Source organism: Knoellia locipacati, assembly GCF_007992835.1.
In the GTDB taxonomy this organism is placed as follows: Bacteria; Actinomycetota; Actinomycetes; order Actinomycetales; family Dermatophilaceae; genus Knoellia; species Knoellia locipacati.
Genome location: NZ_BKBA01000003.1, coordinates 720,241 through 744,685 on the forward strand (window position 1 = coordinate 720,241; position 24,445 = coordinate 744,685).

The 24,445-nt window shown below is 72.3% G+C and carries 20 protein-coding genes; 11 read left to right on the forward strand and 9 right to left on the reverse strand.

Annotation, left to right across the window (positions count from 1 at the left end; genetic code table 11):
* Nucleotides 1-10: 10 nt before the first annotated feature.
* The 3 genes from KLO01_RS04975 to KLO01_RS04985 all read right to left on the reverse strand — a co-directional run bounded on the left by KLO01_RS04975 (nucleotide 11) and on the right by KLO01_RS04985 (nucleotide 4,570).
* Nucleotides 11-1,486 (reverse strand): MFS transporter, encoded by a 1,476-nt coding sequence (locus KLO01_RS04975; protein ID WP_147062670.1) that lies wholly within the window; start codon nucleotides 1,484-1,486, stop codon nucleotides 11-13.
* A 110-nt stretch (nucleotides 1,487-1,596) separates the two neighbouring features.
* Nucleotides 1,597-2,883: an MFS transporter gene (locus KLO01_RS04980; RefSeq protein ID WP_147062672.1), complete on the reverse strand. Its 1,287-nt coding sequence runs from the start codon at nucleotides 2,881-2,883 to the stop codon at nucleotides 1,597-1,599.
* 196 nt (nucleotides 2,884-3,079) lie between these two features.
* On the reverse strand, nucleotides 3,080-4,570 hold the full coding sequence (locus tag KLO01_RS04985; protein ID WP_147062675.1) for a PhoX family protein: 1,491 nt from the start codon (nucleotides 4,568-4,570) through the stop codon (nucleotides 3,080-3,082).
* A gap of 71 nt (nucleotides 4,571-4,641) precedes the next feature.
* On the opposite strand from KLO01_RS04985, the gene mobA reads away from it, so the two are divergent.
* The 9 genes from mobA to KLO01_RS05030 all read left to right on the forward strand — a co-directional run bounded on the left by mobA (nucleotide 4,642) and on the right by KLO01_RS05030 (nucleotide 14,082).
* Entirely contained in the window at nucleotides 4,642-5,199 is a 558-nt protein-coding gene (gene mobA / locus KLO01_RS04990) for a molybdenum cofactor guanylyltransferase (RefSeq protein ID WP_186827907.1), read from the forward strand.
* Nucleotides 5,200-5,216: 17 nt separating this feature from the next.
* Entirely contained in the window at nucleotides 5,217-6,194 is a 978-nt protein-coding gene (locus tag KLO01_RS04995) for an NAD(P)H-quinone oxidoreductase (protein ID WP_147062678.1), read from the forward strand.
* 208 nt (nucleotides 6,195-6,402) lie between these two features.
* Entirely contained in the window at nucleotides 6,403-7,074 is a 672-nt protein-coding gene (locus tag KLO01_RS05000) for a PadR family transcriptional regulator (protein WP_147062680.1), read from the forward strand.
* Nucleotides 7,071-7,799, forward strand: coding sequence for an ABC transporter ATP-binding protein (locus KLO01_RS05005; RefSeq protein WP_147062682.1), 729 nt, complete (start codon nucleotides 7,071-7,073; stop codon nucleotides 7,797-7,799). Before KLO01_RS05000 ends, KLO01_RS05005 begins: the two co-directional genes overlap by 4 nt.
* Nucleotides 7,796-10,678, forward strand: coding sequence for an FtsX-like permease family protein (locus KLO01_RS05010; protein ID WP_147062684.1), 2,883 nt, complete (start codon nucleotides 7,796-7,798; stop codon nucleotides 10,676-10,678). Before KLO01_RS05005 ends, KLO01_RS05010 begins: the two co-directional genes overlap by 4 nt.
* Before the next feature lie 30 nt (nucleotides 10,679-10,708).
* Nucleotides 10,709-11,284, forward strand: a complete 576-nt coding sequence (locus tag KLO01_RS05015; RefSeq protein WP_147062686.1) for a TIGR03086 family metal-binding protein — start codon at nucleotides 10,709-10,711, stop codon at nucleotides 11,282-11,284.
* A gap of 34 nt (nucleotides 11,285-11,318) precedes the next feature.
* A complete protein-coding gene (locus KLO01_RS05020; protein ID WP_147062687.1) occupies nucleotides 11,319-11,957 on the forward strand; it encodes a proteasome activator in 639 nt (212 codons plus the stop codon).
* Nucleotides 11,958-12,002: 45 nt separating this feature from the next.
* Complete coding sequence (locus KLO01_RS05025) at nucleotides 12,003-13,082, forward strand: WD40/YVTN/BNR-like repeat-containing protein (protein WP_222611919.1); 1,080 nt, start codon at nucleotides 12,003-12,005, stop codon at nucleotides 13,080-13,082.
* A gap of 64 nt (nucleotides 13,083-13,146) precedes the next feature.
* Nucleotides 13,147-14,082 (forward strand): acyl-ACP desaturase, encoded by a 936-nt coding sequence (locus tag KLO01_RS05030; RefSeq protein ID WP_147062689.1) that lies wholly within the window; start codon nucleotides 13,147-13,149, stop codon nucleotides 14,080-14,082.
* A gap of 31 nt (nucleotides 14,083-14,113) precedes the next feature.
* On the opposite strand, the gene KLO01_RS05035 is transcribed toward KLO01_RS05030, so the two are convergent.
* Nucleotides 14,114-15,766 carry an FAD-binding dehydrogenase gene (locus KLO01_RS05035; protein WP_147062691.1) on the reverse strand — a complete coding sequence of 551 codons (1,653 nt, stop codon included), beginning with the start codon at nucleotides 15,764-15,766 and terminating at the stop codon, nucleotides 14,114-14,116.
* Nucleotides 15,767-15,907: 141 nt separating this feature from the next.
* Between KLO01_RS05035 and KLO01_RS05040 the strand changes: the two genes are divergently transcribed.
* Nucleotides 15,908-16,675: a peptidylprolyl isomerase gene (locus KLO01_RS05040; protein ID WP_147062693.1), complete on the forward strand. Its 768-nt coding sequence runs from the start codon at nucleotides 15,908-15,910 to the stop codon at nucleotides 16,673-16,675.
* On the opposite strand, the gene KLO01_RS05045 is transcribed toward KLO01_RS05040, so the two are convergent.
* Nucleotides 16,672-17,346, reverse strand: a complete 675-nt coding sequence (locus KLO01_RS05045; protein WP_147062695.1) for an HAD-IA family hydrolase — start codon at nucleotides 17,344-17,346, stop codon at nucleotides 16,672-16,674. The genes KLO01_RS05040 and KLO01_RS05045 overlap by 4 nt on opposite strands.
* Nucleotides 17,347-17,368: 22 nt before the next feature.
* On the opposite strand from KLO01_RS05045, the gene KLO01_RS05050 reads away from it, so the two are divergent.
* Nucleotides 17,369-19,522, forward strand: coding sequence for a DUF998 domain-containing protein (locus KLO01_RS05050; RefSeq protein ID WP_147062697.1), 2,154 nt, complete (start codon nucleotides 17,369-17,371; stop codon nucleotides 19,520-19,522).
* Here the strand turns inward: KLO01_RS05050 and KLO01_RS05055 are convergent.
* From KLO01_RS05055 to KLO01_RS05070, 4 genes are all read right to left on the reverse strand, one after another.
* Nucleotides 19,479-20,663, reverse strand: coding sequence for an NAD(P)/FAD-dependent oxidoreductase (locus KLO01_RS05055; RefSeq protein ID WP_222611920.1), 1,185 nt, complete (start codon nucleotides 20,661-20,663; stop codon nucleotides 19,479-19,481). The genes KLO01_RS05050 and KLO01_RS05055 overlap by 44 nt on opposite strands.
* Nucleotides 20,664-20,670: 7 nt before the next feature.
* Nucleotides 20,671-22,404, reverse strand: coding sequence for an AMP-binding protein (locus KLO01_RS17275; protein WP_147062701.1), 1,734 nt, complete (start codon nucleotides 22,402-22,404; stop codon nucleotides 20,671-20,673).
* 57 nt (nucleotides 22,405-22,461) lie between these two features.
* Complete coding sequence (locus tag KLO01_RS05065) at nucleotides 22,462-23,358, reverse strand: ferredoxin family protein (protein WP_186827908.1); 897 nt, start codon at nucleotides 23,356-23,358, stop codon at nucleotides 22,462-22,464.
* 136 nt (nucleotides 23,359-23,494) lie between these two features.
* Nucleotides 23,495-24,436, reverse strand: a complete 942-nt coding sequence (locus KLO01_RS05070) for a sugar-binding transcriptional regulator (RefSeq protein WP_186827909.1) — start codon at nucleotides 24,434-24,436, stop codon at nucleotides 23,495-23,497.
* Between the last annotated feature and the right edge of the window lie 9 nt (nucleotides 24,437-24,445).

A 24,445-nucleotide genomic window follows, 5' to 3' on the forward strand; every position in this document is an offset into this window, starting at 1 on the left:
CGTCGTCTCCTCAGACCGGCAGGTGGACGGTCTCGTTGCCGTCCTTGTCGTAGCTGCTGAGCGGGGGCGCGATCTCCTCGAGCGACTTGCCCTCGGCGTCGACACCCCAGACCGCGGCGACGGCCGCGCCGATGAGCATGATGCCGGAGGCGAGCAGGTAGCCCCAGAACATCGGGGTGCGCTCCTCACCCTCGCCGATGAGGGCGCCGTAGAGGACCGGGCCGAGGGCGCCGAAGACCTGGGCGATGGCGAAGAAGTACGAGATCGCCTGGCCACGGGCCTCCTGCGGGAAGATCTCGGACACGGTGAGGTAGCCGGCCGAGGCTCCCGCCGAGGCGAAGAAGAACGCCACGCACCAGAAGATCGTGTGGGTGCCGGCCGAGAGGGAGCCTGCGTTGAAGAGGAACGCCGAGACGGCGAGGACGATGGCGGCGAAGGCGTAGCAGCCGCCGATCATCTTGCGTCGGCCGACGGTGTCGAAGAACGGGCCGAGCAGCAGCGGGCCGAGCAGGTTGCCGATCGCGAACGGGAAGAAGTACGCGGCGGCGCTCGACGGTGTCTTGTCGTAGAAGTTCTGGAGCACGAGCGAGTACGTGAAGAAGATCGCGTTGTAGAGGAAGCTCTGCGTGATCATCAGCGTCGCGCCGAGCACGGTGCGCTTGGGGTAGAGCTTGAAGAAGACGTAGGCGAGCTGCTTGGGCGTGAGGCCCTCGCGCGGCTTGACCCACATGCCGTGCTTCTCCTCGTCGAGCTTCGGCAGCTTCTTGCCGGCGGCCTCGACCTCCTGCTCGATGCGGGAGACGATCTCCTCGGCCTCGTCGCCCTTGCCGTGCGTGACCATCCAGCGCGGGCTCTCGGGAATGTGGCGGCGCAGGTAGATGATCGCCAGACCCAGGATCGGCCCGATGAGGAAGGCGATGCGCCACCCGACGTTCTCGCCGAAACGCTCGGTGTCGAGCAGGAAGAGGCTGGCGAAGGCGCCGATGCCGGCACCGAACCAGTAGGTGCCGTTGATGGCGAGGTCGACCCGTCCACGGAACCGGCCGGGGATGAGCTCGTCGACGGCCGAGTTCACCGCGGAGTACTCACCACCGATGCCCATGCCCGCGACGAACCGCAGCGCGAGGAACACGAGCATGTTGGGCGAGAACGCCGCGAGGCCGGAGGCGACGAGGTAGAGCGCGAGCGTCATCGTGAAGAGCTTCTTGCGCCCGAGGGTGTCGGTGAGGCGTCCGAAGAAGAGGGCACCCACGACCTGGCCGACGAGGTAGACCGAGCCGGCGAGACCGACCTGCGCGGCGTTCATGTCGAGCGACTTCTCGAAGCCACCGGCCGCGACGATCTGCACCTCGAGACCGTCGAGGATCCAGGCCGTGCCGAGTCCGAAGATCACCATCCAGTGGAACTTCGTCCACGGCATGTCGTGCATCCGGGCCGGGATCAGGCTCCTGACCGGCTTCTCCTGATCGACCTCTGTGGCTGTCATCCCAGCTCCCTCGGACCAACGTCGCGGGCCCGACCGGGTGCCGGACCGTTCGGCACGTTACGCCCGCAACGCTCTGACGTGCGGATACGCGATGGGGGGATCGAGATTGGCTAGTCGCGCAGCGGGTGGGCGAGCTCGTCGGCGGGCAGGCGCGCCCAGAGGATGGCGATCACGGCGATGATCCCGGGCACGATCCCGGCGATGAGGAAGGTGGGGCGGACGCCGATGACCTCGGCCACCGGACCGGCGAGCGCCATCGACACGGGCATGAGGCTGATCGAGACGAAGAAGTCGAGGCTCGAGACGCGACCGATGAGCGCCGGCGGCACCCTGCGCTGGAGCAGGGTCCCCCAGATGACCATCGGCGCCGAGAAGGTCACGCCGAGCACGAACGCCGCGGCGATGACGACGCCGATGTGGCCGGCGAACCCGATGACCGCCAGCGGCAGCGAGCCGACTCCCCACAGGAGGTTCATCCAGGTGAGGTAGCGGCGCGGCATCCGGAGCGAGGCCATGAGGAGCGAGCCGACCGCGCCACCCACGCCGAAGGCCGCGAGGACGAACGAGTGGTCGCGCGGGCCTCCGCCGAGCCGGTCCTTGATGAGGAACGGGACGAGCACCTCGAACGGCCCCATCATCACGAGGATCATGAGGCTCGCGAAGATCAGCGTGGCCAGCAGCCATGGCGTGCGGACCATGTAGGAGAAGCCCTCTCGCACGTCCGCGAGCGCCGACCGGATCGGGTGCTGCCCGTGGCCCTCGTCGAGCTGGCGGCGCAGCGGCGTCTCCGGGACGGACATCAGGGCGAGCAGCCCGAGGAGCACCGAGGAGGCGGCGACGACGACGGCCGTGCCGGGGTTGGCGGCGGCGATGGCGGCACCGGCGACGGCCGGACCGATGGCCTGGCCGATGGTCGGGCGCACCATGCCCTCGAAGCCGTTGACGGCCATGAGGTCTCGCTCCTCGACGAGCGCCGGGAGCCACGCGGTGTAGGCGGGGTAGTAGAACGCCATCGCCATGCCGAACGTGAAGGCGATGGCGGCGAGCATCCACAGCTGGGTGAGGTCGAGCAGAGAGAGCGTCGCGACGGTGCTCATGCAGAGCAGCTCGATGCCGGCGACGACGAGCAGGATGCGCTTCTGCGGGACGCGGTCGGCGACGACGCCGGCGAGCAGGGCGGGCAGGATCACCCCGAGCGCGGCGGCCGTGGCGACGACGCTGAGCTGGGACGCGCCGCCACCGAGGCGCACGACCTCCCACACCTGCGCGATGGCCCAGACGCCGCCGGCGAACGTCGAGAAGACGAGGGCGATCGCGAGGCGGCGGTAGGCCGAGCCACGGAACGGCGTGAGGGCCCGCGGCAGCTGGCGCTCCTGCGTGTCCGCGGTCCCTGTCATGGGTGACAGCGTCCACCCCGGCACCGACAGCGCGCCACCGCTTTTGCGCCCTCAGCCGCAGCCCCTGTGCCGGGGTCGAGCATGTGCGCGATCGCGTCGGACACCGATAAGTGTCCACCTTGGACACTTATCGGTGTCCGACCTCGATGGCACCCCATCAGTGGCAGGGAGCCGGCGCCGCGACGACGACCCGGCGTCAGACGCCGATGCGCTCCCACGGACCCCAGATCGCGAACGACATGCCCGCGCTCGCCTGGATGTTGACGAAGAGCGTCCGGCCGTCGGGGCTGAACGTCGAGCCGGCGAACTCGTCGTCGTAGCGCGGCAGCCCGGTGCGCGCGGACTCGGCCCGGTTGAGGGCGATGTCCCAGAGCTGGCCGCCACGGCTCAGTCCGCGGACGTAGTTGTCCTGGTTGCTGTCCTCGCAGACGACGAGGGTGCCGCGGTGGCTCACGGTGATGTTGTCGGGGAAGTCGAACGTCTGCTTGCCCGGCGACTGGTAGACGAGCCGCAGCGTCTCGGAGCGGGTGTCGTAGGCCCACACCTGCCCGAAGCCGTTGCCGTAGCCGTTGATGAGCTCGTTGCCGGTCTCGGGGTCGCCGCCCCCTTGGGTCGAGGTGAAGTAGACGACGCCGTTGTCGTAGATCTGCCCCTCGAGCCGTGAGAACCCAGCCGCACCCTTGGCCCGGCCCTGGCCGCTGACGTGCTGGAGGGCGGTGTCGTTGGCGGTCGGCGCCGTCTGCCCCGGCGTGTAGGGGTAGGTGGGGTCCGGGTCGTCGATGTCGACCCACTCGACCTTGTAGGTCGCACCCTTGCGCTGGTTGCCCTCGAGGTGCGCGTTCGGCTGCCCCTTGACGGCGAGCATCTGCAGCGTGCCGTCGTTGTCGAGGTGCCCGCTGCGCATCGGGTTGCGTTTCGGCGTGTAGCGGTAGAAGCCCGACGGGAACGCGAAGTTGTCCTCGGTGAGGTAGAGCCGGCCCTCGCGCGGGTCGAACGACACGGCCTCGTGCGGGAAGCGCCCGGCCCGGGTGATCGGTCGCGCCTTCGCCCGGCCCTCCTTCGGGACCTCGAAGACGTAGCCGTGCGGCTTGGTGAGCGGGACGTTGGACGCACCGGTGAAGTCGGGGCCGACGTCGGGACCGTTGACGGTCTCCTCGCACGTCACCCAGGCGCCCCACGGCACCTGGCCGCCGGAGCAGTTCATCATCGTGCCGCTGATCGCGGTCCACGCCGCCTTGACGTTGCCGCGGCCGTCGACGTCGATGTGGGTGCACCCGCCGCGGGCCATCGGGTCGTAGACGTGGTCACCGCCGCCCGGCGGCCCGAACGCCGGCCCCGGGTTGTTGACCTCATGGTTGCGGATGAGGGTGACGGTGCCGCGGTCGGGACCCCGGAAGGCGCCCATGCCGTCGTGGCGGCCGGGCAGTGCCGTGCCGTCGTCGAGGACGATCGGCGTCTCGGTGTCGTGGAAGGACCGGTAGCGGAAGCCCTCGGGCAGGTGCAGCCGCACCTTGCCGTCGCGCTCGTCCGGGACGGGGCGCAGCCCGCGGAACGCCGGCCCGCCCATCGTCCCCTTCGGGGCCGCACCGGCCGGTCCGGCCACCAGCCCTTGGAACGGTCCGGCGAGGGCGGTGGCTCCCGCGGCTACTGCAGCACCCTTGATGACGGTGCGCCTCTCAACTGCCATGGTCTCGACTCCTTTGTCGTGTGGCGATCAGTCCAACGTATGCCGGGGGTGCGACGGGCGACAATGGTCACGTGAGTGGGTCCGTGCAGGTCATCGTGCTGGCCGGGGGGTCGTCGCGCCGCTTCGGGTCGGACAAGCTCGTCGCGTCGTTGCCGGACGGTCGCTCGGTGCTCGACCACTGCCTCCTCGGTATGCCGTCCGCCTGGGACCTCGTCGTCGTCGGCCCCTCGCGGCCGGTCCCGTCGGAGGTGGCCGGGCGGGTGCGGTTCGTCCGCGAGTCACCGGCCGGGGGCGGTCCGCTGGCGGCGATCGCCGCGGGTCTGGAGGTCGTGACGTCACAGGTCGTGTGCGTGGTGCCCGGTGACGCCCCCCGTGCCGGCGAGGTGCTGCCCCTGCTGGTGTCGACGCTCGAGGCCGAGGCCTCCGCTGCGGCGGCCGTGCTGAGCGACGGTGAGGGACAGGCGAACCCGGTGCTCGCGGCATACCGGGTCCACGAGCTGCTGGGCGCGGTGCCGCGCGCGGCAGCGGGAGTCGCGGCACGCACGCTGCTGTCACTCCCCCACCGCGAGGTCCGCGCACCCTTCGAGGTCCCCGACATCGACACCCCCGAGGACCTCGGACGCCTCTGAGTCGTACGTTGGGAGGCATGAAGGCCATCACCATCCCCACGCCCGGCGGTCCCGAGGCACTCGTCCTGTCCGACGTCGACGCCCCCGAGCCCGCAGCCGGCGAGGTCCGTATCAAGGTCGCTGCTGCCGGCGTCAACCGAGCCGACGTCATGCAGCGGATGGGCCACTACAACCCGCCGCCCGGCATGACCGAGATCCCCGGGCTCGAGGTGTCGGGGGTCATCGACGCCGTGGGTGACGACGTCAGCGGGTGGGTCGTCGGCGACCAGGTGTGCGCGCTGCTCGTCGGAGGTGGCTACGCCGAGCAGGTCACCGTGCCCGCCGGCCAGGTCCTGCCCGTCCCCCAGGGGGTCGACCTCGTCGACGCCGCAGCCCTGCCCGAGGTGACGTCGACGGTGTGGTCCAACGTCTTCCTCACGGCCAACCTCCAGCCCGGCGAGACCCTGCTCGTCCACGGCGGCTCGTCCGGCATCGGCACCATGGCCATCCAGCTCGCCCGCGAGGTCGGTGCGCGCGTCGCCGTCACCGCCGGCACGCAGGACAAGCTCGACGTCTGCCGCGAGCTCGGCGCCGACATCCTCATCAACTACCGCGAGCAGGACTTCGTCGAGGAGCTCGCGAAGGCGACCGACGGGCACGGCGCCGACGTCATCCTCGACAACATGGGCGCGAAGTACCTCCCCCGCAACGTCGAGGCCCTCGCCACCGCCGGCCGTCTGGTCATCATCGGTCTTCAGGGCGGCGTCAAGGGTGAGCTCGACATCAACACCCTGCTGCGCAAGCGCGGTGCCGTCATCGCCACCTCGCTGCGCGCACGTCCCGTGGCCGAGAAGGCCACGATCGTCGCCGCCGTCCGCGAGCACGTCTGGCCGATGGTCGCCGACGGGCGCGTCCGGCCGATCGTGCACTCACGCCACCCGCTGGCGCAGGCGAGCGCGGCGCACGCCGAGATGGAGGCCTCCACCCACATCGGCAAGATCCTGCTCGTGCCCTGACCGGTCCCGCGTCTCCCACCCGGAGTGGGTTCAGTGCACTGGTGGTGCTTGCCCTGCCGCTGAATACTCGGTATACATGTCCCGTCCGAGCACGGCATACCGAGTATTCACGCGGAACAGGGGCCAACTGAAAACCCTCGGTATGCCGGCTCGGCACCGTACGCGGGAGCGCAGGGGTTCTCGCGTCGAACGTCGAAGGGAAGACGCGATGTCGGTCAAGCAGGGGCTCATGGCCCTCCTCGCAGACGGCCCGATGTACGGCGCCCAGCTGCGCGCCGAGTTCGAGGACCGCACCGGTGGCACGTGGCCGCTCAACGTCGGGCAGGTCTACACGACCCTCGCCCGGCTCGAGCGCGACGGCCTCGTCGAGCCGACGGGTGAGGCCGACGGCGAGGGCCGCATCTCCTACCGGCTCACGCAGGCCGGCACCGAGGAGGTCGGCACGTGGTGGACCACGCCGGTCGACCGGGACAGCACGCCGCGCGACGAGCTGACCATCAAGCTCGCGCTCGCCGTCACCGTGCCCGGGGTCGACGTCCAGGCCGTCGCGCAGACCCAGCGGACCGCGACCCTCAAGCACCTGCACGACCTCACCCGGCTCAAGCAGCAGGTGATGCGCAAGCAGCGCGAGGCCGAGGGGGCGCCATCCGGGCCGGCCGACGCCGCGAAGCACGACGAGGGCAACCACGACCTCGCCTGGCTGCTCGTCCTCGAGAACCTCATCTTCACCGCCGAGGCCGAGGTCCGCTGGCTCGACCACGTCGAGACCCGGCTGCACCGGGAGTCGTTGCGACCTTTTCGCCGTTCGGGGGCGCACACCACCGCCCTGCCTGACGACGCAGGCGACCACGCCGGCACTCGGACGGAGGCACGGCGATGACCGCGCCCAGCCTGCTCCTCGAGGACGTCACCCGGGTCCACGGCACCGGTGAGACCGCGGTCCGCGCCCTCGACGGCGTGAGCCTCGAGGTCATGCCCGGCGAGCTCGTCGCCGTCATGGGGCCGAGCGGCTCCGGCAAGTCGACCCTGCTCAACCTCGCCGGCGGCCTCGACCTCGCCACGAGCGGTCGCGTCGTCATCGAGGGCGAGGACCTCTCGACGCTCGGCGCCAAGGGCATCGCCCAGCTGCGTCGGCGGCGGGTCGGGTTCGTCTTCCAGGACTACAACCTCATCCCCAGCCTCACCGCCGCCGAGAACGTCGGCCTCCCCCTCGAGCTCGACGGGGTGCGCGCGAGCCAGGCCCGTCGGCAGGCGCGCCAGACCCTCGACCTCATGGGGCTGCGCGACCTGTCCGACCGCTTCCCCGACCAGATGTCGGGTGGCCAGCAGCAGCGCGTCGCCATCGCCCGCGCCCTCGTCGGCAGCCGCCGGCTCGTCCTCGCCGACGAGCCCACCGGCGCCCTCGACAGCCACACCGGCGAGGACGTCCTCCGGGTGCTGCGCGAGCGCTGCGACGAGGGCGTCGCCGGCCTGCTCGTCACCCACGAGGCCCGGCACGCGGCCTGGGCCGACCGTGTCGTCTTCCTGCGCGACGGGGTCGTCGTCGACTCGACCGGACGGGCCAGCTCGCCCGAGGACCTGCTCGCCACCGGCTCGTCGCGATGACCACGCTCACCCGCCCGGCACTGGATGTGTCCGGGCTCGAGTCCCGTTCTGCGCGTTCGCGGTTCACCGGCAGCTGGGGTGTCGCCCTGCGCATGGCACGCCGCGACGTCCGCCGCCACAAGGGCCGCAGCGCGCTCATCCTCATCATGGTCGCGCTCCCGACCCTGCTCCTGACCTTCGCGCTCACGGCTGCGGCCACGAGCCAGATCGACGGACCCGAGCAGATCCCCTCCCGCATGGGCAACGGGGTGGCGTCGGTGGACTACCCATTGCCGAACGCCGTCGACCAGCCGTTCGACCCCTCGGTCGGCATGTCCTCGCGGGGCACGTCCACCCCCATCCCGGGGTGGGTCGAGGGTGGTTCCTCGTTCGACAACGCCCAGGCGATCGGCTCGCTCACCGGCACCCGGGCCGTGCCCTACCTCGACGAGTCGGTGACGACGCGGCGTGACGGGCGGCGGCTCTCGCTCCAGTCGCTGGCGATCGACCCGCGGGCCGGCCTCACCGGCAAGGTCACACTGACCGACGGTCGCCTGCCCGAGCGCGTCGGCGAGGTGCTCGTCACCGAGATCGGCGTCGGCCGCGGGCTCCCCACGAGCGGCAGCCTCACGCTGCGGAGCGGGAGCACCGAGCACGAGGTCACGGTCGTCGGCACCGCCAGAGTCCTCAGCGAGGGCGGCAACACCTACCACCACCTCGTCACCCCCGCCCCCTTCACGGCGGGGCAGGCCGGTGGCAGCTGGATCCTGCTCGGCAACGAGCCGGTGACCTGGTCCAAGGTCCGCGAGCTCAACCGTCACGGCCTGCTCGTCTGGTCCGCCGAGGTGCTGCGCAACCCCCCGCCCGTGAGCGAGCTCTCCGCCGACCAGAGGTCGATGGTCGACTTCGACCAGGACCGCATGGGCAGCTTCGTGGCCATCGGCGGCGCCCTCCTCCTCGTCATCACGACGCTCCTCGTGGGGCCCGCCTTCGCGGTGAGCGCCGCCCGCCAGCGCAGGACCCTCGCCCTCTCCGCGAGCAACGGGGCCACCACGGCCCAGCTGCGGCACACCGTCCTCGCCCAGGCGCTCGTCCTCGGCGTCATCGCCGCCCTCGCCGGTGCGGCGCTCGGCGTGCTGGCCGCGTGGGCCCTCGCCCGGCAGAGCGCGGCCGCCAGCTTCCTCGGGATCACCGGACCGTTCGACGTGCCGGTCGTCCCGGTCGTCGTGACGACCCTGGCCGCCATGGTCAGCGCCGTCATCGCCGCCCTGCTGCCCGCCCGCCGCCTGGGCCGGCTCGACATCGTCGGGGTCATGAAGGGGCAGAGCGTCTCGCCGCGGCCGAGCAAGGTCGTCTTCCTCGTCGGGGCGGTCCTCGCCGGGGTCGGGGGCTTCGCCGTGATCTCGCTCGCTGCCGCCCAGGCCGCGACCGGCAACGGCGGCGGCGAGATCCAGACCGTCGCCGCCACGGTTGCGCTCGTCATCGGTGCCGTGATGCTCTCACCGATGACGCTGGTCGGGCTCGCCCGGATCAGCTCGCGCCTGCCCGTCTCGCTGCGGATGGCCACCCGCGACGCGGGCCGCCAGCGCAGCCGCAGCGTCCCCGCCATCGCCGCGATCCTCGCCGGGGTCGCCGTCCTCACCATGGTGCTCATCGCGAGTGGCAGCGACGAGGAGCAGAGCCGGCGTGAGTACGTCGCGCAGAACCTCCCCGGCGACACCACGGTCTCCGGCAACACCGCGACCCTCGACGCCGAGAGCATCGAGCGGGTCTCCGCCGGCTTCCGCGCCGTGCGCCCCGGCCTCGTCATCTCGCCCGTCTCGACGGTCGACAGCGGCGACCCGTGGCTCACCTCGTCCACCCCGGTCCAGCCGACCAAGCCCTACGACATCACGGCCGTCAACGTCGTCCCGCCGGGCTGCACACCGCAGCGCTCCGTCAACGACCCCGAGTTCACCCCCGGGCCGGACAGCTCCTCGCCGCCCTGCCAGGTGGTCGGCACCCAGGGCATGGGCAACGCCCAGATGAACTTCACGACCCCCGACGAGATCCGGCGGCGGCTCACCGCCCTCGGCCACGAGGGCGACGTCGACGCGGTGCTGGCGGGAGCGGTCGTCATCGGCCACGCCCCCGGTTCGCCACGAGTGGTCACCGACGGCAAGGTCACCGTCATGACCGCGACCCAGCGGGTCGACCCCACCCAGACCACCGACGTCGACCCGGCCGCCGCGCTGAGCGACATCAGGACGACCACCGTCCCCGCCGTCGAGGTCGAGCTCACCCGCGAGACGATCGGCGCGATGCTCACGTCGGGCCTGCTCGCGACGACCGAGACCGCGACGAAGCAGGGGTGGCCGATCCGCACGTCGCAGCTCACGCTCCACGACCCGGCCGGGCCGATGTCGCAGGACCTCACCGACCGTCTCGGCTACGGCGTCGACGACGACGTCTACCTGTCGACCGAGCGCGGCTTCGTCTCCGAGCTCGGCACGATCATCGCCGTGCTCGTCGGCATCTTCACGCTGCTGCTGCTCGTCATCACGCTGACGTCGACGGCGCTCACCCTCACCGAGCAGGAGAACGACCAGGCCACCCTCGCCGCGCTCGGCTCCGGCCGGGGGACGCGCCGCGTCATGGCGGCCGCCCAGGCCTTCACGCTCTGCGTCATCGGCGCGGTCCTCGGCGTCGCCGTCGGCATCGTCCCGGGCATCGCTCTGGCCTACCCGCTCACCGCGCAGTCGTGGAACCCGCTCACCGGCGAGTCCGTCACCGGCGACCCCGTGCTCGTCTTCCCGTGGCTCGTCCTCGCCGGGTTCGCGGTCGCGGTCCCGGTGGTGGCAGCGGGACTGGCTGCGGCCGGCATACGCAAGGCTCCGGACGCCACGCACAGAACCGCGTGACTGTCCGACATCCCTGACAGACTCCGTCGTATGCCGTTCCCCCACGACCCAGCCGGACGTCACCGTGCGATCGCAGGCATCTTCACCGAGCGCGTGCGCGCGGTCGACGACTGGGACGCCCCGGCGCCGGTCGACGGGTGGGCGGCGCGCGACGTCGTCCGGCACCTCGTCGAGTGGTTCCCGTCGTTCCTCGAGTCCGGCACGGGCCTCACGCTCGCCCAGGGCCCGTCCGTCGACGACGACCCGGTGGCCGCCTGGACCACCCACGCCGACGCCGTGCAGGAGCTGCTCGACGACCCCGACACCGCGACCACGGTGCTGAGCAACCCGCACATCGGCGACATCCCGCTGCCGCAGGCGGTCGACCAGTTCTACGTCAGCGACGTCTTCCTGCACACGTGGGACCTCGCGCGGGCGACGGGCCAGCCCGACCGGCTCGACGAGGAGTTCGCCAACCAGATGTTCAGCGGGATGCAGGAGCACGACGAGATGCTGCGGGCCTCCGGTCAGTACGGCCCCCGCGTCGACGTGCCCGAGACCGCCGACATCACCGACAAGCTCGTCGGCTTCATCGGTCGCGACCCGTCGTGGACCCCGCCGGGCTGAGCCCTCGTCGGTGTCGTGGGGCAGGATTGCCGACATGAGCCAGACGCCCCAGCAGCCCGAGACCCCCGAGTCGGCCGAGGAGCCCCGCGAGGTCCACGGCACCGCGACGGTGAGTGACGACAAGGTCGTCGTCGTCACGCCCGAGGGCATGGGTGTCGCACACCGCGAGGAGGGCAGGGCGAGCCAGAACCCGGCCGACCTCGTCGAGCAGCCCGCCAAGGTCATGCGGATCGGCTCGATGATCAAGCAGCTCCTCGAGGAGGTGCGCAACGCGCCGCTCGACGAGAAGGGCCGGGCGCGGCTCGCCGACGTCCACGAGCGCTCGATCGCCGAGCTCAAGGACGGCCTCGCCCCCGAGCTCGTCGAGGAGCTCGAGCGGATCGCGCTGCCGTTCAGCGACGAGGCACCCTCCGACGCCGAGCTCCGGGTCGCGCAGGCCCAGCTCGTCGGCTGGCTCGAGGGCCTGTTCCACGGCATCCAGACCGCCCTCGTCGCGCAGCAGATGGCCGCGCAGGCCCAGCTCCAGCAGATGCGTCAGCTGCCGCCCGGCCACACCGTGGAGCCCGGCCACCCGGCCGCGTCCGGTGGCCCGGTCGGCATGCCCACCATGCCGGGTGGCCCGTCGCGACCGGCCGACACCGGCCCGGCCGAGGGCACCGGCCAGTACCTCTGACCCGCTCGCCGCGCGCGGCGGCCCGAGGTGCGGCAGGGTGCCAGCATGCGCACCCTTCGTCGAACGCTCACCGCACCCCCGTATGCCGTCGCACTCGTCGCGCTCACCGTCCCCCTCGCAGGCGCGGCCGGGGCGACACCCCGTCCCCACACGGACGACCTGGCCTGGTCGGTCACGACCGTCGACGCCGACCAGAGCTTCCGCGGACTCGACGCCGTCGACCGCTCCACGGCGTGGGTGACCGGTGCGAGCGTCACCGGTGGCGCGGCCAAGGTCTACCGGACGACGGACGGCGGGTCCTCGTGGCAGGACGTCGGGCCGAGCGGCAGCACCGGGCTCAACTTCCGGGACGTCGAGGCCGTCGACGCGCGCACCGCGTCGGTGCTCGCGATCGGCGAGGGCGAGGCGTCGAGGATCTATCGCACGACCGACGGTGGCCGCTCGTGGACCGAGACCTTCCGCAACGACGAGCCCACCGCGTTCTACAACTGCATGGACTTCTTCCCCGACGGCCGGCGCGGGCTCGCAGTGAGCGATCCGGTCGACGGGAGGTTCCGGATCGCCGCCACGCACGACGGCGGCCGCTCGTGGCAGGTGCTGCCCGACGCGGGGATGCCCGACTCGACCGGTGAGGCCAACTTCTCGGCCAGCGGTGACTGCCTGACGATCTCGGGGCGTGACGCCTGGTTCGGATCCGGCGGCGCGCAGTCGCGCATCTTCCACTCCCGGGACGCCGGCCTGACGTGGAGCGCCACCGACTCGACGATCCCCGCGGGTGACGCGGCCGGGGTGTTCGCGCTGGCCTTCCGCACACCCGGGCAGGGCATCGCCGTCGGTGGCGACTTCGCCGAGCCCGCCGACGGGACCGACGCCGTGGCCCGCAGCGCGAACGGCCGGACCTGGCGCGGGGCCGGCGACCTCGCGCACCTCGGTGAGGACGTCTCGTGGCTGGGACACCGGCTCGTCGTCGTCGGTCAGGGCGGCGCCATCGGTGGCAGCAGCGTCTCGAAGGACAACGGCCGGACGTGGCGTCAGTTCAGCCCGGAGGCGTTCCACACCCTCGACTGCACCCGCGACGGGTCGTGCTGGGCGGCCGGTGGCGGTGGCCGCGTCGGCCGCCTCTGAGGGTCCGAAATCGAACTGCCGAGTAACTGGCGGGCCCAACCTACGCGAGCGTAGGTTGGGCGCCATGACCGCCACGACGTGGAGCCAGACCGACCTCCTGCGCGAGATGAACCAGGTCGTCGAGACCAACCTCAACCGGCACATCGGTGTCGCGAAGGACTGGTACCCACACGAGTTCATCCCGTGGAGCGACGGCCGCAACTTCGACGGCCTCATGGGTGGTGACGCGTGGAGCCCCGACGACGCGCCGATTTCCGACGTCGCCCGCTCGGCGCTCATCGTCAACCTGCTCACCGAGGACAACCTCCCGAGCTACCACCACGAGATCGCGATCATCTTCGGGCGCGACGACGCCTGGGGCGAGTGGGTCCACCGCTGGACGGCCGAGGAGGGCCGGCACGGCATCGCCATGCGCGACTACATGCTCGTCAAGCGCATGGTCGACCCGAAGGCGCTCGAGGACTTCCGGATGACGCACATGTCGCAGGGCTACGAGTCCGCGCACAGCGGCGAGCTGCTGCACTCCCTGGCCTACGTGTCGTTCCAGGAGCTCGCGACCCGTGTCTCGCACCGCAACACCGGGCGCTTCACCGAGGACCCGATGGCCGACCAGCTGCTCCAGCGGATCGCGGCCGACGAGAACCTCCACATGATCTTCTACCGCAACCTCCTCGGCGCCGCGCTCGAGCTCGACCCGAGCGCGTCGATGATGGCCATCCGCGACGTCGTCCTCAACTTCGCCATGCCGGGCACCGACATCCCCGGCTTCCAGCGCAAGGCCGTCGAGATGGCCGTCGCCGGGATCTACGACCTGCGCCAGCACCGCGACGACGTCGTCGCGCCGGTCCTGCGCTTTTGGAAGGTCTGGGACCTCGAGAACCTCTCGGCCGAGGGCGAGCAGGCCCGGCTCGAGCTGTCGGCGTTCATGGACGACCTCGACACCAAGGCCTCCCGCTTCGAGGACAAGCGCGACACGCTCGCCGCCCGCATGAAGCTCTGACGCCCGGCGGTCCACCGCGTCGGTATGCCGGTCAGCGGGCCTCTCGTGCGGCCGCGCGTCCCGCTGCGCGACCCGAGAACAGGCAGCCGCCGACGAAGGTGCCCTCGAGCGAGCGGTAGCCGTGCACCCCACCGCCGCCGAACCCCGCGACCTCGCCCGCGGCATACAGGCCCGGGACGGGATCGCCGTTCGCCCCGATGACCTGTGAGTCGAGGTTGGTCTGCAGCCCGCCCAGCGACTTGCGGGTGAGGATGTTGAGCCTGACCGCGACGAGCGGGCCGCGCTTCGGGTCGAGGATCCGGTGCAGCGGGAAGGCGCGCTTGGTGAGCTTGTCGCCGCGGTACTGACGGGCGACGTGGATCGCCGCGACCTGCGCGTCCTTGGTGAACGGGTTCTCGACCTGCCGGTCGCGCTCGAGCACCTGGCGCTCGATGTGGGCGAAGTCGACCGGGGCGTCGGGCGTGAGCTCGTTCATCTTCGCCACGAGCTCGCGCAGGGTGCCGGCCTGGACGAAGTCGATGCCGTGGTCGAGGAAGGCCTGCATCGACGGCTGCACCGCGGTGATCGGTCGCCTGGCGATGTCGCGGTAGCTGCGGTCGGTGAGGTCGAGGTTCTGCTCGCTGCCCGAGAGGGCGAACTCCTTGCCGACGAGCGTGCGGTTGGTGACGAACCACGAGTGGTCGTGACCGGTCGTGCGCAGGTGCGACAGCGTGCCGAGGGTGTCGAAGCCGGGGAAGTTCGGTGGCGGCAGCCGGTCGCCGTTGCCGTCGAACCACAGCGACGACGGGCCCGGCAGGATCCGGATGGCGTGGTCGGGCCACACGGGGTCCCAGTTGTTGACGCCCTCGACGTAGTGCCACATCCGGTCGCGGTTGATGACCGTGCCGCCGGCCTCCTCCGTGATCGCCAGCATGCGTCCGTCGACGTAGGCCGGGACGCCGGTGATCATGTGCTCGGGCGCGGAGCCGAGGCGGTCGGGCCAGTTGGCCCGCACGAGGTCGTGGTTGCCGCCGATGCCGCCGCTCGTGACGAGGACGGCCGGTGCGGCGTACTCGAAGTCGCCGACGACGTCGCGGTTGGTCGCGACCCCGCGGGCCGAGTGGTCCTCTGCGAGGATGGACCCCCGCACACCGGTCACCGCGCCACCGGTGGTGACGAGAGCGTCGACCCGGTGCCGGGGGCGATAGATGATGCGCCCGCCGCTGATGTGCTGGCGGACGCGCTCGATGAACGGCGACACCACGCCCGTGCCCGTCCCCCACGGGATGTGGAAGCGCGGGACCGAGTTGCCGTGGCCGCCGGCGCGACCGTCACCGCGCTCGGCCCACCCGACGACGGGGAAGAAGCTGATCCCGAACTGCCGCAACCATTCCCGCTTCTCACCGGCGGCCCACTCGACGTAGGCGCGACCCCACCTGCGGGGCCAGTAGTCCTCGTCGCGGTCCCAGCCGGCGGTGCCCTCCCAGTCCTGCCAGGCGAGGTCGAGGTTGTCCTTGATGCCCATGCGCCGCTGCTCGGGGCTGTCGACGAGGAACAGCCCGCCGAAGCTCCACCACGCCTGGCCCCCGAGGTTCGCCTCGCTCTCCTGGTCGAGGAGGACGACGGATCGTCCGGCGTCGGCGAGCTCGTTGGCAGCGACGAGACCGGCGAGACCGGCCCCGACGACAAGGGCGTCAGCGTCCATGCCGTGACCCTAGTGCTCGCTACCCGCCGGTACCACCCGTCTCCCGACCCCGTCCGGCGGCGCCCGGACCTGCTCGACAGGCGCCGTCCGCGCGCCACACCTATCGTCGCAAGCACCCCCACCCCTCACAGGAGGTCAACGATGACCCGATCCCTCGTCCGCTCCGCAGCCCTCGCCGTCGCCGGTGGACTGCTCGCGAGCGCGCTGCCGTTCACCGCGGCCCCGGCCCTCGCCGCACCACCGAGCGAGGTCCCGACGCAGCCCACGAAGGGGGCGTGCGGGTTCGCCCCGCTGGAGGACCAGACCTACTCGACCTTCATCGGCCTGCCGAGCGACCCGGCCCGCACCCCGAGCCGCGGCACCTCGAACGTCGTCCTCGAGACCGACCACGGCGACATCCCCATCGTGCTCGAGCGGTCCAAGGCCCCGTGCACGGTGCTCAGCTTCGAGTTCCTCACCCGCAAGAAGTACTTCGACGGCACGGACTGCCACCGGCTCACGGCATACACGACTCCGCCTGCGGCACTGTCGGTCCTCCAGTGCGGTGACCCGCTCGGGACCGGGTGGGGAGACCCGGGCTACGCGTTCGCGGACGAGCTCGACTCGGCCAGGGCACTCGAGAACTGGCCCGGCTTCCCCGACGGGAGCCGCAAGGTCTACCCGCGCGGCACCCTCGCGATGGCCAACGGCGGGCCCGACACCAACGGCAGCCAGTTCTTCCTCGTCTACGCCGACTCGCGGCTGCGCCCGGACTACACCGTCTTCGGGCACGTCACGCAGGAGGGCATGAAGGTGCTCGACACCATCGCCGCGGGCGGCATCGACCCGGGCGCGGAGGGCACCGAGCAGGACGGCGCACCCGCGGGCGGCGTGACGATCGAGCGCGCCAAGCGCACCGGTCGCCCCTAGGGACGGGCGAGGAGGGAGCGCCAGGGGACGGAGGCGATGCTCTCGTAGACGACGTCGGCGTCAGGTGCCAGCACCTGCGCCGGCGTCGTCCCGAGCACCGCCACCAGCCCACCCGCGCCGGCCGCGCGACCGGAGACGAGCCCGGCCGTCGCGTCCTCGACGACGAGGCAGTCCTCGGGTGCGAGGCCGACGAGCGAGGCACCGAGCAGGTAGGGCTCGGGTCCGGGCTTGCCGTGCGACACGTCGCTCGCGGTGACGACGACGGTCGGGCGCGGCAGCCCGGCCGCGGCGATCCGCACGCCTGCCAGCTCGTGCTCGCAGGACGTGACGATGGCATGGGGGACCCCCAGCTCGTCGAGCAGCTCGAACGTCTCGCGCGCCCCGTCGAGGGCCACGACGCCCTCGGTGTCGGCGAGCTCGAGCTCGCGGATGCGGGCGTGCGCGGCCAGCTGGTCGGCCTCGGTGCGGTCGGCCATGACCGCGCGGATCGTGTTGATGCTCGTGCGGCCGTGCGATCCCGCGAGCGCCTCCCGGGTCACCGAGAACTCCTCGGCCCACCGCAGCCACGACCTCTCGACGGCGCCCGTCGAGTCGATGAGGGTGCCGTCCATGTCGAAGAGGACGCCGCCGAAAGTACGATCCGGGAGCAGTCCTGCCAGGGGTGCACTCATCGGGTCAGCCTAGGGTTGGGTCATGGCGCCACCGACCTCGGGACACGTGCGCGGCGCCCTCGTGACGTCCACCGCCGCGGTCGTGGCGCTCGTCGGGGGCTGGACCTGGGCGGCGAGGGAGCAGCCCGACGGCTACGACGCGGTGCGCGAGTCGATCAGCGCGCTCGCCGCCTCGGAGACGCCGCACCGGTGGATCATGACCGTCGCGCTCGTCCTCACCGGCCTCGCCCACGTCGGCTCGGCCGTGCTCCTGCAGGGCATGCGCCGCACGGGTCGTCTCGTGCTCGGCGCCGCCGGCATCGCGACCCTCGCGGTGGCGCTCGTCCCGCTGCCCTCGCGCTCGGACGGCTCGCCCGTCCACACCGTCGTCGCCACGCTGAGCTTCGTCCTGCTCGCGGTGTGGCCGTGGTTCGCGGCGCACCCGGACGCGACCCCTCTGCTGCGGCCCCCGGTCGCCCGGACCGCGTCCGTCGTCCTGCTCGCCCTCGTCGCCTCGCTCCCGCTGGGAGTGAGAGCCGGTATGCCGTTCGGTGCCCACGAGCGCGTCGTCGCAGCGCTGCTCGCACTCTGGCCGCTGGCGACGGCGGTCGCGGCGTGGTGGGCCTTCGGCCACCGCGTGGGCGGTCGGCGGGCCCGACGGGTGCTCACCGTCGGCGTGCTCGCCCTCGCCAGCGCCGCCGGCGGCGTCGCGGCCACCCGCCTCGCGCCCGCCACCGCCGAGACGACGCACTACTCCGCGCGGGTCCAGCTCTCGATGGACCCACGCGAGTCCACCCGCCTCGTCGCCCGCACCCTGTTCGGTGACATCGACGTCGGCTTCACCGGGCTGGCGCCCGGCATCGAGGCCACCCCCCAGGTCAAGGCGTCGATCGCCGACCTCCTCAGCCGGCCGGGCATCACCGTCTCGAGCCTCCAGCCGGGTCCGCTCGAGCTCAACGCCGCCATCGTCAAGGCCGCACGCGACGTCGGTCTGCGCTTCGGCATCGGCGCACTCGTCGTGGTCGCCCTCTGGCTGCTCGTGCGCGCCCTCGTCAAGCGACGGCGTCCCGGCGGCTGGGCCTGGGCCGGTGCCACCACCGCGTGGGTGGTCGCCTGTGCCGCGACGGGGCTGGGCATGTGGCAGACCTACCAGCCCGAGAGGCAGCACGAGTTCACCTCGACCGGTGTCCTCGGCACGGTGCAGCGCAACCAGTCGCTGCTCTCGGACGTCGAGGCACGCACGGCGCAGGTCTCGCCCTACCTGCGCAACCTCATCGCCCTGTCGTCCGCCCTGCAGGACAAGTACTCCCCCACCGAGCTCGCCCAGCCCACGGCGCTGCGGGTGCTCCTCGTCTCGGACCTGCACGCCGGCAACCAGTACTCGCTGATGCGCACGATCATCGAGGAGGAGGACATCGACCTCGTCGTCGACGCCGGCGACCTCGTGAACTTCGGGTCCGTGGCCGAGGGTGAGGCGTCGGGGATGTTCGCCGGGATCGCCTCGGTGCCGGTGCCCTACGTCTTCGTCCGCGGCAACCACGACGCCACCTCGGCGACCGACCGCGCCGTCCTCGACCGCATGGCCACCCTCCCCAACGTCGTCCTGCTCCAGCCCGACGACGAGACCTACACCGTCGTCGACGCGGGCGGCCTGCGCATCGGCGGGTTCAACGACCCGCGGTGGTTCGGCGACGACGGCAAGCGCAGCAAGGACAAGCAGCAGCCGGCCAAGAAGGCGTTCGTGTCGGCGTTCGAGAAGCAGGACCCGCTCGACCTGCTCGTCTCCCACGAGCCGTGGGCCGTCCAGGACGTACCGAGGGCCGACGTCGCGGTCAACGGCCACATGCACACCCCCGACCTCGAGGGGAACCGGATCCAAGCGGGCACCTTCACCGGCGGCGGTCCGCTGACCCACTTCGTCGGCGAGGAGAACGGCGAGGAGCTCGTCGGGCAGCCGTCCGCCTTCGACGTCCTGAGCTTCGGCGAGACCTGCCGCCTCACCTCGGTGACCCGCTACCGGTTCCGCAACGTCATCGAGGGGCGGCCGGCATACGACGACGTCAGTCTGGTCAACGGGAGCCGGATCGACACGGTGACCGACCCCGAACGCACGTGCGCGCGCCCCGAACCGGGCACCGGCCCCCTCGGCTCGCTCACCCTGACCCAGGTGCCCGCGAAGCCTTCTGCGGACGAGTGAGCGCCGAGGCGAGCCCTGTCGCGAGGTGCCGGTCGATGAGCCCGTCGCCCAGGCCGATCTCGACGAGGGTGTCGAAGACCCGGCGGTCGCGGGTGGCGGCGGTGATCCCGGCGTCGACGACCCGGGGCGACTGGGTCAGACGCGACGCGAGCCAGGTGTGCCGCAGGTGGCGGCCGAGCAGCCCCCTCACGCGCGTGCGGTGCACGGCGCCCGCGGCGTCCGGCCGTCCACGCCGCACGGCCTGGGCTGCGGTGCGCCCGGCGAGGATCCCGGTGGCGACGGCGTAGTAGATGCCCTCGCCGGTCATCGGGTTGACCAGCCCCGCGGCGTCACCGGCCAGCAGCACAGGCCCGTCGGGCTGGTCCCAGCGCCAGGTGCTCAGCGGCAGGTGGTGACCGAGCCAGCCCTCCCCCGTCTGCGCGGCACCGGGGATGAGGTGCTCGAGCTGGTCGAGGAGGAGCCGCCGGCTGGGTGCGGCGCCCGCACCGGATCCGCCCCCGCGGCCCTCGCCGGGCAGCAGCTCGCCGTAGCCGACGTTGGCGAGACCGTCGCCGCGGTCGAACGCCCAGGCGTACGAGGGCTGGCGGCGGTCGCCGTAGCGGATGACCTGCCGGCCCCGCAGCGCCGGCGTCACGGGTGCGTAGCCACGGATCGCCAGCGCGCGCGACTCCCTGCGACGGCCGAGCAGCCGCTCCCGCACGAGGGAGTGGGCGCCGTCGGCCCCGACGACCACCCGCGCCCCGAGCTCGCCGGACACGACGAGCGGGTCGGTGGCGAGGGAGGTGACGCGGTGGCGTCGCAGCTCGGCGCCGGCGGCCACCGCGCGCTCGACCAGCCGCGCGTCGAGGACGGCCCGCGGGACGACGTGGACCTCGCGCTCCATGGCGCCCTCGACGCGCACGTCGCCGTGGGACAGCTCGAGCCGGGTCAGCGGCGTCCAGCCGTCGACGACGTCATCGGCGCCGACCTCGGCCAGGGCCGTGAGGACGTGCGGCGCGATCCCGTCGCCGCAGGACTTGTCGCGGGGGAAGTCGCTCCGGTCGAGCAGCAGGACGCGCAGCGACGGGTCCTCGTGCAGCGCACCCAACGCGGCGGCGGCGCCGGCCGGACCCGCACCGACGACGACGATGTCGGCCTCCACGACCCCCTCAGTCCGTCCGGAGGAGGTCGTCCCGCCACTCCGTCGTCGACCGCTCGACCGCGCCGCCGGCCAGCTCCTCCTCGCGCCCCCGGAGCTCGACCCGGCGGATCTTGCCCGAGATCGTCTTGGGCAGCTCGCCGAACTCGAGCCGGCGCACCCGCTGCCACGGCTGCAGGTGCTCGCGCGCGTAGGCGAGGATCGACCGGGCCGTCTCCTCGTCGGGCTCGTGCCCGGGGGCGAGCACGACGTAGGCCTTGGGCACGGCGAGCCGCACCTCGTCGGGCGCCGGGACGACCGCCGCCTCCGCCACCGCGGGGTGCTCGATGAGCACCGACTCGAGCTCGAACGGGCTGATCTTGTAGTCGCTCGCCTTGAACACGTCGTCGGTGCGTCCGACGTAGGTGATCCAGCCGTCCTCGTCGACGCTCGCCACGTCGCCGGTGTGGTAGAAACCGTCGGCCATCGCCTCGGCGTTGCGCTCGGCATCGCCCTGGTAGCCGGTCATGAGGGGCAGCGGTGACGCCGACAGGTCGAGGCAGAGCTCGCCCTCCCCGGCGCCGACGACCCGCTCCCCGCTCGCCGGGTCGACGAGAACGACGGGGCACCCGGGCAGGGGCCGGCCCATCGACCCCGGCTTGAGCGGTGACCCGGGGGTGTTGCCGACGGCGGCGGTCATCTCGGTCTGGCCGTAGCCGTCCCGCAGCGGCAGGCCCCACTTGTCCTGCACCTGTGCGATGACCTCGGGGTTGAGCGGCTCACCGGCGCCGATGACCTCACGCAGCGAGCCCGGCCCGTCGGACAGGTCGGCGTTGATGAGCATCCGCCACACCGTCGGTGGCGCGCAGAACGTCGTCACCTGGTGCTCCCGCAGGACCCCGAGCAGGGCCGGGGCGTCGAACCGGGCGTAGTTGTAGACGAGGATCGTGGCCTCGGCGATCCACGGCGCGAAGAAGCACGACCAGGCGTGCTTGGCCCAGCCCGGCGAGCTGATGTTGAGGTGGACGTCGCCGGGCCGGATCCCGAGCCAGAACACCGTCGACAGATGACCCAGCGGGTAGGAGACCTGGGTGTGCTCGACGAGCTTGGGCCGGCTCGTCGTGCCCGAGGTGAAGTAGAGGAGCACCGGGTCACCCGGCGCGGTGCCGGGGTGGGGCAGCGGAGGCGAGTCGACGGCATACGCGTCCCTGAGGTCGTGCCAGCCCTCTGCGGGACCCACGCTGATCCGGGTGATGTCCCCGGGGACGCCCGCGAGCTTGTCGACCTGGGAGGCGTTGGTGATGACGTGTCGCGCGCCGCCGCGGGCGACGCGGTCCTCGAGGTCGGCCGCCCCCGCCGCGGAGGTCGTGGGCATGATGACCGCGCCGACCTTCATCACGGCGAGCATGCAGTCCCAGAGCTCGACCTGGTTGTCGAGCATGAGGATGACCGGATCGCCCTGCGCCACACCACGATCGACCAGCCAGCGACCCACCCGGTCGGCGCGGTTGGCCATCGCGTCGAAGGTGATCTCCATCGACGAGCCGTCCTCCTCGACGACGACGAGCGCCGTGGAGTCGTTGCCGCGGGCGATGACGTCGAACCAGTCGACCGCCCAGTTGAACCGCTCGCCCAGGTCCGGCCACACGAACTCCCGCACGGCCTCCTCGTGCCGGCCGCGCCAGCCGAGGATCTGGTCGCGCGCGGCGCGGTAGCGGTCGGTGGCAGGGTTCGCGGGGAGCGCCGACGGCGCCGGAGGTGTCATGGGGCTCACCCTGCCCCGCCGGGGCGCCGCGCGCCACCCGTTGTTCGGCCCGGTCGGTCAGTACGGAGCGGGCACGACGACGCTCCGGTATGCCGTGTGCTCACCCGGGCCCTTGCCGCACGACAGCGGTGCCGGCGGCAGGGCCTCGGCGGTGACCTCGACCCAGGTGCTCTCGGGCAGCGGGTCGTCGCCGAGGACCTCGACCCGCGTGACCGTCTCGGAGAGGACCTCGACGGCACCGGGGCGCGCGGAGGTGATCGGTGCGGGCCCGTGCTCGGCGAGGACGGAGCCCGTCGCTGCCTGGACGGCGGACGACCAGCGCGACACCCCGCGCAGGTGCGAGGTGTCGACCTCGCCGGCCCGGTGAGCCTTGACGATGTCGACGGCCTCGGCCATGTCGACCCCGCCGTAGCAGGTGCCGTCGGGCATGGAGAGGAACGTGCCGGCGAACCGGTGGCCGCTGAGGTGGGTGCACTCCCACACCTCGTCGGGCCAGACCTTGGCCAGCGCCGCGGTGATCGGCCGGCCGCGCAGGGCGCAGCAGGCGTCGCGGGTGCCCTGGGTGCACACGAGCAGCATCGGCTCGGCCAAGGTCTCGGACTGCGTCAGCGGCTCGCCCATCGCGGCGACCGCGGCACGCAGGTCCTCGCTCGTGCGCCACGTCCCGGTGACCCAGGTCCCGTGGGCCGAGTCGACGGCATACCAGGCCGGAGCCTCTCCGGCAGCGCGACGGCCGTGACGGCGCACGAGGAGCGAGCGGCCCTGGAGCTCGGCGCAACCGGTGTCGATGAGCTCGGCGAGCGCGCCCGAGAGCGGCGGGGTGTCGAGGTGGTTCTTCGCCCACGGGCCGGGGTGCTCGATGAGCAGCCAGCGACGGGCGACGGGGGCGGAGCCGAGCATCGGCTCCCCGCTCTCACGGGAAACGTTGGAGCAGCGCACGGTCTCGGGACTCACGCGCCCGATGCTACGTCGGGAGGGTGCCGGGCCCGGCGTCACGGTGCCCGCCAACGCCGCCATCGGGTGTCGGGGATTCGGGGTCATCGCCGAGCCGATGGCCCCGGGTACCCGACACCTGGCGCGGCCCCGTCGCTCACCGCCGCCGGGCGAGGAGGGCGTCCGCGGTCTCGGCCGTCGTCACGAGCGAGTCGATGAGCTCGCCCCTCACGGCGGCCGCGATCGCGTCGACCTTCGCGGCTCCGTGGGCGATGCCGATGACGTGGCGTATGCCGTGCAGCTGGGTCCCGGTGAGACCGACGATCCGTGCGGTGAGGGTGGTCTCGACGACAGTCCCGTCGGCGTCGAAGAAGACACCCGCCGCCTCGCCGATCGCCCCGGCCCGGGTCAGGGCCTTGCGCTCGGCCGGGCTGAGGACGTCGTGGATGGTCGAGGTGCCGGACGTCCAGGCGCCGAGCCCGATGACGGCCAGGGTGACGTCGTCGACGTGGTCGAGCGCTGCGCGGACCGGCGGCTGGCGGCGCATGACGTCGGCGCTCGCCGCGTCGTCGAGCAGGAGCGGCGAGTAGAAGACGTGCCTGCCGCCGCCGGCGATGCGCGCCGCACGCCGCACGACGTCGACCGAGCTGCTGTCCTCCTCGGGCGTGACCATCGCTCCGCTGAGCTGGACGACCGGGATCTTGGGCAGCGACTCGAGGGCGTCGACCATCCGGCTCACCGAGCGGCTCCACGGCAGGCCGAGCACGTCGCGGTCGGTGACGACCTCGCTGAGCAGCGCCGCGGCGGCGGCGGAGACCCCCGGGTCGGCCTCGGCGGCCGACCCCGGGACGACGACGCAGTGCTCGAGCCCGAGTGCCTCGCGCAGCCGAGCCGACCGGTCGGTGTCGATGCCGACCGGCGAGACGATCTCGATGCGCACCATGCCGCTCTCGCGCGCCGCCTCGAGCAGGCGGGCGACCTTGAACCTGCTGATCCCCAGCGAGGTCGCGAGGTCGACCTTGGACTCGCCGTCGAGGAGGTGGCGGCGGGCCACCGCCGCGGCGAGGACGGCCTCCGAGGGACCGAGCGCATCAGGCACGCGGCACAT

What these genes read in the sequence shown, in the direction of transcription:
- KLO01_RS05010 (WP_147062684.1), top strand. Translation starts at nt 7,796, where the DNA reads ATGACCACGCTCACCCGCCCGGCACTGGATGTGTCCGGGCTCGAGTCC.
- KLO01_RS05005 (WP_147062682.1), top strand. Translation starts at nt 7,071, where the DNA reads ATGACCGCGCCCAGCCTGCTCCTCGAGGACGTCACCCGGGTCCACGGC.
- KLO01_RS04985 (WP_147062675.1), bottom strand. Translation starts at nt 4,570, where the DNA reads ATGGCAGTTGAGAGGCGCACCGTCATCAAGGGTGCTGCAGTAGCCGCG.
- KLO01_RS05045 (WP_147062695.1), bottom strand. Translation starts at nt 17,346, where the DNA reads ATGAGTGCACCCCTGGCAGGACTGCTCCCGGATCGTACTTTCGGCGGC.
- KLO01_RS17275 (WP_147062701.1), bottom strand. Translation starts at nt 22,404, where the DNA reads ATGACACCTCCGGCGCCGTCGGCGCTCCCCGCGAACCCTGCCACCGAC.
- KLO01_RS04995 (WP_147062678.1), top strand. Translation starts at nt 5,217, where the DNA reads ATGAAGGCCATCACCATCCCCACGCCCGGCGGTCCCGAGGCACTCGTC.
- KLO01_RS04980 (WP_147062672.1), bottom strand. Translation starts at nt 2,883, where the DNA reads ATGACAGGGACCGCGGACACGCAGGAGCGCCAGCTGCCGCGGGCCCTC.
- KLO01_RS05015 (WP_147062686.1), top strand. Translation starts at nt 10,709, where the DNA reads ATGCCGTTCCCCCACGACCCAGCCGGACGTCACCGTGCGATCGCAGGC.
- KLO01_RS05025 (WP_222611919.1), top strand. Translation starts at nt 12,003, where the DNA reads ATGCGCACCCTTCGTCGAACGCTCACCGCACCCCCGTATGCCGTCGCA.
- KLO01_RS05030 (WP_147062689.1), top strand. Translation starts at nt 13,147, where the DNA reads ATGACCGCCACGACGTGGAGCCAGACCGACCTCCTGCGCGAGATGAAC.
- KLO01_RS05035 (WP_147062691.1), bottom strand. Translation starts at nt 15,766, where the DNA reads ATGGACGCTGACGCCCTTGTCGTCGGGGCCGGTCTCGCCGGTCTCGTC.
- KLO01_RS05050 (WP_147062697.1), top strand. Translation starts at nt 17,369, where the DNA reads ATGGCGCCACCGACCTCGGGACACGTGCGCGGCGCCCTCGTGACGTCC.
- KLO01_RS04975 (WP_147062670.1), bottom strand. Translation starts at nt 1,486, where the DNA reads ATGACAGCCACAGAGGTCGATCAGGAGAAGCCGGTCAGGAGCCTGATC.
- KLO01_RS05000 (WP_147062680.1), top strand. Translation starts at nt 6,403, where the DNA reads ATGTCGGTCAAGCAGGGGCTCATGGCCCTCCTCGCAGACGGCCCGATG.
- KLO01_RS05040 (WP_147062693.1), top strand. Translation starts at nt 15,908, where the DNA reads ATGACCCGATCCCTCGTCCGCTCCGCAGCCCTCGCCGTCGCCGGTGGA.
- KLO01_RS05020 (WP_147062687.1), top strand. Translation starts at nt 11,319, where the DNA reads ATGAGCCAGACGCCCCAGCAGCCCGAGACCCCCGAGTCGGCCGAGGAG.